The sequence below is a fragment of the Allosphingosinicella vermicomposti genome (genome assembly GCF_003012815.1).
In the GTDB taxonomy this organism is placed as follows: Bacteria; Pseudomonadota; Alphaproteobacteria; order Sphingomonadales; family Sphingomonadaceae; genus Allosphingosinicella; species Allosphingosinicella vermicomposti.
Genome location: NZ_PXYJ01000003.1, coordinates 114,916 through 127,918, shown reverse-complemented (window position 1 = coordinate 127,918; position 13,003 = coordinate 114,916). Strand labels below are relative to the sequence as shown.

The window sequence follows — 13,003 nt, the reverse complement described above, 5'->3', positions numbered from 1 at the left end:
GGGGGGGCACCACCTCCGCCCCTTCTTATCCTAATTGCATTCGTATCGGGGTCGTTGGTGCCAATCCGCCTAGCAAAAGTTTTCCCGCAGACGCGCGCGTTCTGGGTTCTGCTGATCTATATTATGATCGTCTTCGTCCTAGGTGGAAGTAGTCGCGCTGACTCGATGTCTCTAATAATATTGCGCCCTCTTTCGATCATTGTCTGCGCGATTGGCCTGGCATCTATTCGACTAGAGCATTTTAGAGACAATGCCCTGATATTCAGTCTTTTTGCGGCCCTGTTCTTTTTGACTGCGTTGCACCTTGTTCCGCTCCCTCCCGAGGTCTGGCAGCATCTTCCGGGTCGTACGCTGATTGCAGACATTGATCATGCAGTGTCCTTGGGTGGGGTCTGGAGACCAATAAGCATGGCTCCATCGGCAACTTTAAATTCCCTGTTTGCTTTGTTCGTTCCACTTGGGGTGTTGCTCCTAGCTATACAGCTAAATCGCGAAGAGCGGTTCGCTCTCTTGCCTGGATTGATAGGAATTGGTCTGCTTTCTGCCGCGCTGGGGCTGCTTCAGACGATTGGCCCCGAGCAAGGCCCTTTCTATTTCCACAGGGTCACAAATTATGGTTGGGCGGTTGGGCTTTTCGCTAACCGGAATCACCACGGCCTATTACTGGCCTGCCTAATTCCCATGCTCGCTGTGTATGCAAAGTTCGGCAAATTTCTCGGGCTGTCGGTTTTGCGTACGATGGTGGTCGCCGCAGTTGGTGCAATATTCGTGGTCCTCATCCTGCTGACCGGCTCGCGATCTGGGTTGGTGATGGGAATGATCGGCCTGGTATCGATACCTCTATTGCTCGCCTCGGCTGACGGTCGCGGCCTGCCGCGGACGAGGCGCTATGCTCCGCTTATATTCGGAATTTTGAGCCTTCTGGGAATTATGATCGTTGCGGTATCGCAAGGTCGAGCTGACGCGTTGCTCCGCGTTCTGGCCCCTGACGTTTTCGACGACACCCGTTTTCAGATTTGGGGGCCGATAGCCGATATGGCTTCGAAGTATTTTCCTGTGGGGTCGGGTTTGGGAGCGTTTGTTGAAAGCTACAAGATTGATGAGGCGGATGCTTTGCTCACTTCGACTTATCTGAATCACGCGCATAATGACTGGTTGGAATTTTTCCTTGGCGGGGGTGCATTGGCATTAGCATTGATATTGGCGGCTTTCATTGCTTGGTTAGTACCCACAATCAAGTGCTGGTGCCGCTCTCGCCCGCTTACTCGGGGATTGGCATATCAGCGCCTTGGTTCCGTCCTTGTTTTATTGGTTGGCCTTGCTAGCATCTTCGACTATCCGCTTCGTGTGCCGAGCGTGGCATGCGCGGCAACATTATTCGTCGTGTGGCTCCGCGGCGACCCTATTAGACGAACGAGCGAAGCCGAGGAAAGCGTCGGAGGCGTAGCTTCGTCGCACAGAATAAGTGGTTGAGACTAAGATGATGAAGCGGGCAGTTTTGTTGGCAATGTGCTGTATGAGCGCTAGCTGCGGCTCACCCTCCATTGGGCCGCTTAGCCGACCTGGAACCAATGACCTTACGTCGAGCGTGGAGGTCGTAAACAGCGCGCAGTTGCCGGCGCCCCAGAGCACGGACTTTCTCAGCCGGGCGGGAGAGGTTGTCATAGGTCCCTACGATAAGCTCTCAATTGATGTATTGGGCATCAGCGAGCTAAGTGACAAAGAGCTGCAAGTTGATGGGGCGGGAAGAATATCTTTTCCGTTTGCAGGTGCAGTTCGGGCGGCAGGCAAGTCCCCACAGGAGCTTTCATTGATCCTGGAGGCGGCGCTTAGGCAAAATCATGTCCGAGCACCTCAGGTTACGGTCAATCTAACGGAAACAGTCAGTCAGGTTGTATCTGTGGAAGGCGAGGTAAATAAGCCGGGCTTATACCCCGTCGTCAATCGTATGAGCCTGCTAAAGGCGATGGCGCGAGCGGAGGGGTTGACGGATGACGCCGCTGTTAACGAGGTTGTCGTGTTCAGAACCGCGGGTGGGCGTAAATATGCGGCGCTGTACAATCTGGACGCCATACGACGCGGCATCTACGATGATCCGGACATTTTTGCCAATGATGTAATAGTGGTAGGAGAATCTCGAGCACGTAGAATGTTCCGGGATCTCCTGCAGATTATTCCTGTAATCTCGACGCCGCTAGTTGTGGCGTTAACAAACTGATCAAACACCCACGAAAGAGTACTATCTTGATGATACATGAAATCGTCAAAGCTAATGGCGCCGTTGCGTCGGAGGCCTCGATCGGTGAGGGTGTTGCCGCCGGGGAGGGCGGAGCTCCTCCAATGCTCGTTCAGTATTGGAACATTATATATCGTCGTAAATGGGCGGTATTGACGATCTTTGTCGGCGCTCTCGCGATCGGCCTTTTAACCACTCTGCTGACCACTCCGGTATACACGGCCACGGCTCGGATTGAGATTAGCCGCGAGCAGCAGAATGTCACAAAGGTGGAAGGGCTAGAGTCGCCTCAAGCCGGTCAAGACGATGAGTTCTATCAAACTCAATACTCGCTGCTATCTGCTCGATCCTTGGCAGAGCGCGTAGCAAAGCAATTGCGTCTTGCAACAAATGACGGCTTTTTCGATGCGCACGGGGTCGACCCGGATCGGGGCATATTTTTCGATAGCGATCGTCGGCAGACTCTTAGTCAGGCCGAGCGTGCTAAAAGAGAGGCCCTTGCCGTTGACTTGCTACTCGATCACGTAACTATCAGCCCGATCACTCGCTCGCGCTTGGTTGATGTTCGCTATACCAGTGCCTCCCCTGGTCTTTCGGCCGAGATCGCCAATACTTGGACCCAGCAGTTCATCGAAGCCACAATCGATCGACGATTTGCGTCCACCGCCAACGCAAGAAAGTTTTTGGAAGAGCGTCTGGCCACACTCGGGGGCCGCCTTGAGGCATCTGAGCGTGCCGTGGTACGATACGCTACCGAGAAGGGTATCGTGAGTCTTGGCCGCCAACAGGGGCCAGACGGCCGGATAGGCGCCGAGCAAACCCTCGTCGCGGCTGATCTCCAGACGCTTAACGCCGAGCTGGGCAAGGCAACGGCCGAGCGGATCGAGGCCGCCAGCCGTCTGGGCGGTGCTGCCGGGGCGGCCGATGGCGGGATTTCAAACCCTGCGCTGGCCGGCCTGCGGCAGAAACGGGCTGAGGCGGCAGCGGAGTACGCGAAATCACTCGTGCAATATGAGCCTGAATATCCAACCGCACAGGCGTTGGCGGAGCAAATCCGCACATTGGACGCGAGCATCGCGCGCGAGGAGGCGCGCCTGCCTGCTGGTCGTGCAAGGGCATATTCCGACGCTGCTCGACGTGAGGCAACCTTGCGCCAAGAGGTGGAGCAGCTGAAGGTGCAGTTGAACCAGCAGCAACGTGATGCAATTCAGTACAACATATTCCAACGTGAGGCGGATACCAACCGAGAGCTATTTGATAGTCTTCTCCAGCGGTACAAAGAAATTGGCGTTGCAGGCGTAGCGCTTAGCAATATATCCGTGGTTGATACCGCGAGGATTCCAGATGTTCCATCCTCGCCAAAGCTCATGATCAATTTAGCTCTGGCCCTGGTTGGCGGTCTTGCATTGGCGTTTGTAGTTGTTCTGGCGCTCGAGCAGATTGATGAAGGGCTAAAGGATCCCTCTAGCGCGACGACATTGCTCCACGTTCCGTTCTTGGGGGCCGTTCCCCAGTTCGAGTACGAGTCTGCCAGCGAAGTGCTTTCCGACGTCAAGTCAGAGATGGTCGAGGCATATTTGAGCGTTCAATCCAATCTGGCCTTTTCCACCGAGCATGGATTCCCCCGCTCGCTACTCGTCACGAGTTCACGGCCGGCGGAGGGGAAAACGACATCATCACTCGCCCTTGCAAGCGTATTGGGCCGTACTGGAAAGAAGGTATTGTTGATTGATGCTGATATGCGATCCCCGTCAGTCCACCATTTCTTTGGGCACTCGAATGATCGCGGTCTCAGCAATTATCTTGTTGGCGATGAAGATTGGAAAGGCATGGTGCTTCCCACGAAGCATAGCGGCTTGGAGATAATGACTGCTGGTCCTACTCCTCCGAGTGCTGCCGAGTTGCTTAGCGGAGAACGGATAGTGTCGTTCGTCAAGCATCTCCAAGAGGTCTATGACCATGTTATCATCGATAGTGCGCCTGTAATGGGTCTTGCAGATGCTCCCCTGCTTAGCCGCGCTGTAGAAGGTTGCGTATTCGTAGTTGAGGCGGGCGGGGTGCCCGTTAGAGGGCTTAGGTCGGTACTCGCTAGGCTTCATCAAGTTCAGGCCCGGGTGTATGGCGTAATTGTGACCAAGGTCAGCCAAAGGCAGGTCAGCTACGGTTACGGATACGGCTATGGTTACGGGAATAGAGATGAAGAGGCGTGAGTTCCGCGCGAACAACCGACGTAAGCTAACGCCAAAACGCATCTTCGGCCTAATCGGACTTGCCGTGGCTTGTCTGGGGCTTGCGGGCATGGCCGGATGGTCGGCAACTTCGACTGTCCTTCGCAGCAGAAACCCCGCACTCGTCGAGCAGATGACCGGGGATCCGCTGGCCTCGCTCGTGATAATGGAGCGCGAGACACGCCGATCTCCCAAGCTGGCCGCACAACCGGCCATCCTAGATGTTGCTCGCGACGCCTTAGAGCGCGAGCCGTTGACGCCTTCTGCGCTTCGAATGCTCGCCCTCCACGCCGAACTTTCGGGCAGTCCGGAAAAGGCATCCTCTCTTGCCCACCTTTCCGAGAGAGTTTCACGCCGGGATATGTTAACGCAATTCTTCTTGATCGAGCAGGCGGTCCAGGCATCCGATCACGAACTGGCTCTTAGGCACTATGACAAGGTTCTAAGAACCAAGGATGAGAGCTATTCTCTACTCTTCCCTATTCTATCACAAGCTATCACCATCGATGCGATAAGGAGCGCACTTGCACCCTATGTGCGGCAGCAGGCGGAATGGATCCCGGAATTTCTGGATTTTGCAATGCGGCGTAAATCGGCTGACCTTCGACCAATAGCAAAGCTAATTGTCGCGGCCGAAGCAGGGCGAGATCGGCAACTGATGGATAAGCTCGGGCCCAATCTACTAGGCGGGCTCATGGAACAGAACGAGCCCGAGGTAGCTCGGCGCCTCCTAGGCCAAATCGCCGAAGGACAATCTGACCTGCCGACGCGGGTGCCCTTCTCGAAGTCTACCACAGACCCCCGATATGGCCTCATTTCTTGGACACCGAATAGCTCCGCGGGGAGCGGGGCTATATTTGAGGCTGATGGGTCTGGCAGTGACTTGAAAATTCGCATCTTTGCCAACGCCGGTGAACGTGGGATCGTCCTGCAACGCTATTTATCACTTGCTGCAGGCGCATATAAACTCACAACGAGAAGGTCGATCGTTGAGGCCGAAGAATTCTCGGAAAGCTACTGGGAACTTAAGTGTAATAGAAATGGAGCGTTTAATTCTCTTTGGGTGAGCTCTACACATACCATCCGACAAGTTTCTGAAGAAAGATTCTCGGTTCCCAAGGATTGTAAGGTGCAACTCATTCAGCTTCACGCTGTAGGCGGTGACGCAGGGCAAGGCTTGGAATTCACTGTAGATGAGCTGAGGCTCAGTAAGTAGCGCGGCATTTCTGCCTCGCTGCATATCTAGTATAAGTGCGGAAAATAAATATGGCACGAGTTTTTGTCACGGGAAGTGCTGGATTCATCGGATATCATCTCGCTGATCTTCTTCTCAAGGGTGGATCGGCCGTGTATGGATACGACGGCATGACGGACTATTACGACGTCAATCTAAAGCGCCGTCGCCACGAAATGTTAGCAGCTCACCCTCTTTTTCAAGCGCAAATCGGTATGCTTGAAGATGGTAGATCCGTCACAGATGCCGTGGATAGCTTTCAACCTGACGTGATTGTTCACCTCGCCGCCCAAGCCGGAGTTCGGTACAGCTTAGAAAATCCCCGCGCTTATCTGGACAGCAATATAATTGGCACTCTCAATGTCATGGAAGCCGCGCGGCAGCATTCGGTGTCGCACCTTCTCATGGCATCCACCTCATCGGTCTATGGTGCCAACGAAGAGATGCCTTTTCAGGAAACAGAGAAGGCAGATACACAGCTGACCATTTATGCAGCAACAAAAAAGGCAAATGAGTCGATGGCGCATGCCTATGCGCACCTGTGGAATTTGCCGACTACCATGTTTCGGTTTTTTACGGTTTACGGACCTTGGGGTAGGCCGGATATGGCCCTTTTCAGGTTCGTGGAAGCTATCTTGAAGGGGCAGCCGATAGATATTTATAATCACGGTGAGTTATGGCGGGATTTCACCTACGTAGAAGACTTGGTTCGAGCGATCGAGTTGTTGATCGATACGCCTCCCGTGCGGCCCGTCTCGGCAGAGGAAATTGAGGAAGGCGACAGTCTGAGCCCGGTCGCCCCATTTCGGATCGTCAACATTGGCAACTCGGATAAGGTGCGCCTGCTCGATTTCATCGACGCGATTGAGGCGGAAGTTGGTATGCCGGCGGCGCGAAACTACATGCCCATGCAGAAGGGGGACGTTCCTGCCACATGGGCCAATGCTACTTTATTGAAGCGTTTGACCGGCTACGCGCCCCATACGAACTATCGGGAAGGTGTTGCCAAGTTTGTTAGCTGGTATCGCGACTATCATAAACTTTAACGCGCTCAGGTTATGCTGGAGCGCGATAGGTCCGGCTAGAAGTCGACCAGCCAAGATGTCAATCGACAGCCCTGAACACCATTCCTGGGGAGCGTCACGGTAACGAGCGCGCCTCAGAGTGGATGCAATATGAGTATACTACAAAAATCGTCTGGAGGATGGAGCCCCACTCGTCTAGGCATGCGCGCCACATGCCGGATCAATGAGCTGAACTCACGATGCGAGACAAGATAGTTATTGGGGGACTAGTTTCCATGCGCTCGGTGAATGAAGTGAAGCTCGCCGTCATTGGCCTCGGTTATGTCGGCTTGCCTCTGGCTGTCGAGTTTGGAAAGCAACTTCCAGTTGTTGGCTTTGACATCCAAGAGAAACGCATCGCAGAGTTGCGAGAAGGTTGGGACAAAACATGTGAACTGGACAGCGCCGAGCTTAGATTATCGGCGCATCTGACCTACACGGCCGATGTGGCCGACATAGCATGCTGCAACGTTTTTATCGTGACGGTTCCCACGCCGATAGATGCCCATAAGCGACCAGACCTGGGGCCGCTCCTTCGCGCTTCCGAAACAGTGGGTAAGGTGTTGAAGCGCGGCGACATCGTCGTTTATGAATCGACCGTTTACCCCGGTGCCACGGAGGACGATTGTGTCCCTGTCCTCGAACGAGCCTCGGGTCTAATCTTCAATGAGGATTTCTTCGTCGGCTACAGCCCCGAACGTATCAATCCCGGCGATCGGGAACATCGGTTGCCTAATATTCTTAAGGTGACGTCGGGCTCGACGCCCGAGGTGGCGGATTTTATCGACGCGCTGTATGCTCGGATAATTACGGCGGGTACGTACAAGACGCAGTCGATCCGGGTCGCGGAGGCGGCCAAGGTAATCGAGAATACTCAGCGGGACCTAAACATCGCACTCGTCAATGAATTGGCAATCATCTTTAATCGGATGAAAATAGACACTGAGCAGGTCCTGCTCGCCGCCGGTACGAAATGGAACTTCCTTCCTTTTCGTCCTGGCCTCGTGGGCGGGCATTGCATCGGAATCGACCCCTATTACCTTACGCATAAGGCCCAATCCCTTGGCTACCATCCAGAAATAATCTTGGCGGGGCGCCGGCTGAACGACGGTATGGGTGCCTACGTAGCCAGTCAGCTTGTAAAGGCGATGCTGAAGCGGAAGATCCCCGTTGATGGTTCCAGGGTTTTGATCATGGGGCTTGCCTTTAAAGAAAACTGCCCGGATCTTCGGAACACGCGCGTAGTGGACATCATTTGGGAGCTTAAGGAATTTGGCGTAGAGGTCGAGGTGTTCGACCCTTGGGTAAGTGAGCATGAGGCACGGGAAGAATATGGCATAACGCCGCTTGTTGAGCCAGAAATAGGCTCCTACGATGGCATTGTTTTGGCTGTCGCGCATCGTCAATTTGTGGACATGGGTGGGGAGGCCATTCGAAATTATGGCAAACAAGACCATGTTCTATACGATCTCAAATATACGCTTCCTGGGTCAGCTTCGGATTTGAGGCTTTAGGCACCCATCTTGGTCGAAGATCAACATTCACCGCTTCATTAAAGTGGTTCATCAGATAGGAAAATTCATGAAGGTGCCGTTTATCGACATCGCCCGCTTCGAACCGGGTTTCCTGGAAAGTTGGATCGATAAGGTCACCACCCTGAGTGCCGCCGCCCAGTTCATCGGCGGGCCTGAGGTTGCGGCTCTCGAAGACCGGCTGAGTCTCCGTAGTGGGGCTGCAAACGTCGTCAGTTGTGCGAATGGAACGGACGCCCTTCAGCTTGCGCTAAGGGCATTGGGAGTTGGTCCAGGCGATACGGTAGCTATTCCAAATGCCACGTTCTGGGCTACGTTCGAGGCAGTCGTGAATGTGGGTGCTACGCCCATTACCGTCGATATTTGCCTTGCCGATGGCGGAATGGATCTTAATGCTCTGGAAGACTCACTTCGTGAGGAGCGCCTTAAGGCAGTGATTGCAGTCCATCTTTATGGTTGGGGGGCAAAGCACTTGCGCGCTCTTCGTGAGCTCTGCGAGCGTGCTGGTGTGGCTCTTTTGGAAGATGGAGCGCAATGTTTCGGCGCCTTTCTCGACGACGAGCCTGTTCTACAGGGCGCGCATATCGCCACCACATCCTTTTACCCGGCCAAGGTACTTGGAGCTGCCGGTGATGCTGGAGCCGTATTCACGCGCGATGCGCAGCTGGCCGACACCGTTCGCCGCCTCGGCAATCATGGTCGGACTGCTCACTATGGTTACGGGGATGTCGGTTGGAATTCTCGTTTGGATACGCTCCAGGCGGCTTTTTTGAATCTTTCCCTGGATAAATTGGATGCGCGGATTGCTTCCCGCCGGCGGGCTGCGGATCGGTATCGCAATGAGCTGCCCGCATTTGGGATCGATGTTATGGCCGTTCCTGCCGGCTACACCGAAAATGGCTACTGCAACGTCTGCTTGATAGAGAATGCGGAGCGCAAGGCTGCGGTTGAAGCTCGGCTTCGGAAGCGGGGCGTCGGCTTTGGCAATATCTATCCTGGCACCATGTCCTCACAGCCCGGCGCACGTGCTTATCTTAAGGCCCATTATGGAGGGGGGCAGGCGGAGCTTCTTTGTAGCCAGGTACTGAACTTGCCGCTCTTTCCGTACATCACTGAGGCGGAGATCGCCTATGTCCTTGAATCCATCGCAAGCGTGGAGGTTTAAGGTGTCCGATATCTACATTCATCCAACGGCAGTGGTGTCTCCTGATGCGGAAATTGGCAGCGGTACGAAAGTATGGATGAATGTCCAGGTGAGAGAGGGCGCAGTGATCGGTGACGGCTGCATCCTATCCAAGGACAGCTATATTGATCACGGAGTCAGGATCGGCTCCCGCTGCAAGATACAGAATGGCGTGTCCATTTATAATGGCGTCACGATAGAAGATGATGTTTTTGTGGGCCCCAATGCCGCTTTCACCAATGACAAGGTGCCACGTGCCTTCAATGATGACTGGCAGATAACTCAGACGCACCTTGGCAAGGGGTGTAGCATCGGCGCTAATGCGACCATCGTTTGCGGCCTTACAATCGGGGAATATGCAATGGTGGCCGCAGGGAGCGTCGTGACAAAAGATGTTCCGCCTTTGACACTTGTGATGGGTAGCCCCGCCCGGCCAGTTGCGCGGATTGATCAAGCTGGCAACAAGGTGGCAGGAGAGTTTTTGTGACGCTGCCTCCTGTAAAGATAGGGCTAATTGGCCTTGGGAAGATGGGGCAGAATCATCTGCGGGTTCTTTCCTTGATGAAAGATACGGATCTTGCCTTCGTCTACGATCTCGACGGTGCCGCAGCTGCGCAGCTGGCACTGCAAAATGGGGTGAAAACGGGGTCAGATCTTGATTCGCTTCTGGATCTTGTCGATGCAGTGGTGATCTGTACGCCGACCATTACTCACGGCGACTATCTTCGTCTTGTTGCGTCAAAGGTGCAGAATATCTTTGTCGAGAAGCCCCTGGCCCATAGTTTGGCGGAGACCCAGGCCCTCGCCACGTATGCGGCGGACGAAGGGCTGAGGGTCCAGATTGGCTTCATTGAACGATTCAACCCGGCTGTGCAGCAGCTAAAAAGTGTGCTTGGTGAATCCGCTGGCGTGGTCAGTGTTGATTTTACAAGAACAAATAAGTTGAGCGCGCGTATCACCGATGTAGATGTCGTCACAGATCTAATGATCCATGACATTGACTTGGCGCTGCACCTTAATGGACCTGTGGTGGATGTTTCGGCCCACGGGTTAGCCGAAGGTGAAATGATCAATTTCGCTTCTGCGCTATTAACGCATGGGAATGGCCGCTTCTCGCGAGTGCAAGCCAGCCGCATCACCGATAAGAAGATGCGATCTATTCAGGCGACATGCGTCGACATGTTCATTGACTGTGAGCTGGTCAGAAAAGAATTGGTGATCAGCCGGCAATCGGAGATTCGGCAGAAGGATGGTGGTCCATTCACGATCACAGCCATTGAGCAGACGATTGAAGTGCGACAGCAGGAAGCACTGCTTAACGAGCTTCAGGCATTCGTGACTATGTGCCGCACGGGTCAGGCTCAGGGTCCTGATGAAACGGATGGGCTCCGGGCTGCGGAAATTTGCCACCAGGTTCAACAGGCGGTGCTCTCATGACGAGTCGTGATCCTATTTCTGGACAATGTGTTTTGGTTACTGGTGGCGCTGGCTTTATCGGAAGTCACCTCGTCGATCGATTGCTTTCCGAAGGTGCCCGAGAAGTTGTCGTGATCGACAACCTATTCGTCGGAGCTGAAGAGAATCTTGCCGCAGCACGGGGGACCGGCCGGGTTGTTTTTTATCGCGATGATGCAGAGCTAACCACGAGTCTTGATTACATCTTTGAGATGCATGACGTGGGCACGGTGTTTAATTGTGCGACTAAGGCGCTCAATTATTCATTTCATAACCCGTCGAATGCTTTCTCAACTAATGTGACGGTAGCGCTCAATTTGCTCGAATTACAACGGCGGGGGAAGTTCCATACACTCTGTCATTTCTCGACATCGGAAGTATACGGCACTGCAGTGTACGAGCCCATGGATGAAGAGCATCCGCGTAGTCCGACTACAACTTATGCGGCCGGAAAGGCCGCTGCCGATCTGGCGGTGGAAAGTTATGTCAGGATGTTCGATGTCGACGCCTATATTGTCCGGCCATTCAACAATTATGGCCCCAGGCAAAATCATAACGGACTGCTGGCCGGAATAATCCCGATTACAGCCAAGCGTGTGCTGACTGGCGGAAAGCCCGAAATCCATGGGGATGGGCAGCAAAGCCGCGACTTCATCTATGTAAGTGATACAGTGGATGCGGTCCTGAAGCTGCACGAGCGACTGCCGGCCGGCGAAACGGTCAATATTTCGACCGACAACCAGATAACGATTAAGGAGCTGGTTGACAGGATTTCGAAGGAACTTGGCTATGACGGGGAAATTCTCCGGCGCCCCGCTCGCCCATCGGACGTGCTGTGCCACAACGCCAGCAATGCGAAGGTGCGCCAACTTATCGATTATACGCTGACGCCGTTCGAGGCCGGTCTAAGCCGCACCTTAGACTATTATAGAGACTTGGCGCGGAAGGAGCAGTGGGCGTGATCCGCTTGATGAAGCCATATCTCCGTTACGAGGACATGGAGCAGGATTTCCGCGAAGTCTTTGAAAGCGGTATTTTCACGCGCGGCCGGAACGTTGAGGCCTTCTCTGCGGAGTTCGCCGAGTATGTCGGCGCCAAGCATGCTTTTTTTGCTACTTCGGCAACGACGGCGCTGTGGGTCTGCCTTCGCCTCCTTAAGATCAGCCCCGGGGACGAAGTGGCGGTTTCCGACTTCTCATTTCCCGCTACGGCCAATGTCGTCGAAGATGTCGGCGCTCACCCCGTTTTCATCGATGTCGATCTGGCAACGTTCAATATGCGACCGGATGATCTTGAAGCCAAGATCAACGAACGAACCAAGGCGGTCATTTTTGTGGATGCACTCGGAAATCCCACGGGGTTGCATCAAATCAAGGCCATTTGTGAGCGTCGCGGTATACCGTTGATCGAGGATGCCGCTTGCGCAATCGGCAGTATGGAAGCTGGGCAAAAGTGCGGTGCGATCGCCGACCTAACCTGTTTTAGCTTCCATCCGCGCAAATTGCTCAGCACAGGTGAAGGGGGCGCTATCACCACCCGTCGAGATGACTGGGCCGAATGGCTCCGTGTCAAGCTCGCCCACGGTGCGAAGGGGACGCAGGGCTTGGGTCTCGATTTTGTGGACTATGGCTATAATTTCCGACTTCCTGAATTGCAGGCCATCATGGGGCGCAAGCAACTTACGCGTATGGATGAAGTCATCGACAGGAGGTCTGCGGTCCGCGCGTCCTACATCGAACACCTAATGCCTCTCGGCTTCATTCCGCAGGATGTTGGAAGGGATGTGCGATATAATGTTCAATCGCTGGTTTTCCGTGTACCCGAAACCGTTGATCGAGACGCCCTCGTGCACTCCCTGAAAGATTTCGAGGTAGAGGCGACGTTGGGAACCTACTGCTTAAGCGGCACCACCTATTTTCGGCATCGCTATGCCGATGTTCAGCCCACGGCGTTACACCTCGATGCTAGGACCATTACCCTTCCTTGCTACGAGGGCGTGCCGGTCGACATTGTCGCCGAACGGATAGCCAGTTCGATTAAAACGATTCGAGCATGAGCGAGGGGCCGTCGG

11 protein-coding genes are annotated in these 13,003 nt (G+C 54.3%); all 11 read left to right on the top strand.

What is annotated here, in order from left to right:
* The first annotated feature begins 57 nt into the window (after window positions 1-57).
* The 11 genes from C7I56_RS09305 (at window position 58) to C7I56_RS09255 (ending at window position 12,988) form a co-directional block, all read left to right on the top strand.
* Window positions 58-1,473, top strand: coding sequence for an O-antigen ligase family protein (locus tag C7I56_RS09305; protein WP_106640344.1), 1,416 nt, complete (start codon window positions 58-60; stop codon window positions 1,471-1,473).
* A 115-nt stretch (window positions 1,474-1,588) separates the two neighbouring features.
* Window positions 1,589-2,218, top strand: a complete 630-nt coding sequence (locus C7I56_RS09300) for a polysaccharide biosynthesis/export family protein (protein WP_245409660.1) — start codon at window positions 1,589-1,591, stop codon at window positions 2,216-2,218.
* Window positions 2,219-2,247: 29 nt separating this feature from the next.
* Window positions 2,248-4,446: a GumC family protein gene (locus tag C7I56_RS09295; RefSeq protein ID WP_106640343.1), complete on the top strand. Its 2,199-nt coding sequence runs from the start codon at window positions 2,248-2,250 to the stop codon at window positions 4,444-4,446.
* Window positions 4,433-5,680 (top strand): hypothetical protein, encoded by a 1,248-nt coding sequence (locus C7I56_RS09290; protein WP_106640342.1) that lies wholly within the window; start codon window positions 4,433-4,435, stop codon window positions 5,678-5,680. Before C7I56_RS09295 ends, C7I56_RS09290 begins: the two co-directional genes overlap by 14 nt.
* A 50-nt stretch (window positions 5,681-5,730) precedes the next feature.
* On the top strand, window positions 5,731-6,744 hold the full coding sequence (locus C7I56_RS09285; protein WP_106640679.1) for an NAD-dependent epimerase/dehydratase family protein: 1,014 nt from the start codon (window positions 5,731-5,733) through the stop codon (window positions 6,742-6,744).
* Between the two features lie 254 nt (window positions 6,745-6,998).
* Entirely contained in the window at window positions 6,999-8,276 is a 1,278-nt protein-coding gene (gene tviB, locus C7I56_RS09280) for a Vi polysaccharide biosynthesis UDP-N-acetylglucosamine C-6 dehydrogenase TviB (RefSeq protein WP_106640341.1), read from the top strand.
* Between the two features lie 67 nt (window positions 8,277-8,343).
* Complete coding sequence (locus tag C7I56_RS09275) at window positions 8,344-9,459, top strand: DegT/DnrJ/EryC1/StrS family aminotransferase (protein ID WP_106640340.1); 1,116 nt, start codon at window positions 8,344-8,346, stop codon at window positions 9,457-9,459.
* 1 nt (window position 9,460) lies between these two features.
* Complete coding sequence (locus C7I56_RS12745; RefSeq protein WP_280951966.1) at window positions 9,461-9,964, top strand: acyltransferase; 504 nt, start codon at window positions 9,461-9,463, stop codon at window positions 9,962-9,964.
* Entirely contained in the window at window positions 9,961-10,914 is a 954-nt protein-coding gene (locus C7I56_RS09265) for a Gfo/Idh/MocA family protein (protein ID WP_106640338.1), read from the top strand. Before C7I56_RS12745 ends, C7I56_RS09265 begins: the two co-directional genes overlap by 4 nt.
* Entirely contained in the window at window positions 10,911-11,894 is a 984-nt protein-coding gene (locus C7I56_RS09260; protein WP_106640337.1) for a dTDP-glucose 4,6-dehydratase, read from the top strand. Before C7I56_RS09265 ends, C7I56_RS09260 begins: the two co-directional genes overlap by 4 nt.
* On the top strand, window positions 11,891-12,988 hold the full coding sequence (locus tag C7I56_RS09255; RefSeq protein WP_106640678.1) for a DegT/DnrJ/EryC1/StrS family aminotransferase: 1,098 nt from the start codon (window positions 11,891-11,893) through the stop codon (window positions 12,986-12,988). Before C7I56_RS09260 ends, C7I56_RS09255 begins: the two co-directional genes overlap by 4 nt.
* The last annotated feature ends 15 nt before the right edge of the window (window positions 12,989-13,003 follow it).

Bases quoted from the DNA above. Each gene is read 5' to 3' on its own strand.
- C7I56_RS09295 (WP_106640343.1), top strand. From the start codon at position 2,248: ATGATACATGAAATCGTCAAAGCTAATGGCGCCGTTGCGTCGGAGGCC.
- C7I56_RS09290 (WP_106640342.1), top strand. From the start codon at position 4,433: ATGAAGAGGCGTGAGTTCCGCGCGAACAACCGACGTAAGCTAACGCCA.
- C7I56_RS09285 (WP_106640679.1), top strand. From the start codon at position 5,731: ATGGCACGAGTTTTTGTCACGGGAAGTGCTGGATTCATCGGATATCAT.
- tviB (WP_106640341.1), top strand. From the start codon at position 6,999: ATGCGCTCGGTGAATGAAGTGAAGCTCGCCGTCATTGGCCTCGGTTAT.
- C7I56_RS09275 (WP_106640340.1), top strand. From the start codon at position 8,344: ATGAAGGTGCCGTTTATCGACATCGCCCGCTTCGAACCGGGTTTCCTG.
- C7I56_RS09260 (WP_106640337.1), top strand. From the start codon at position 10,911: ATGACGAGTCGTGATCCTATTTCTGGACAATGTGTTTTGGTTACTGGT.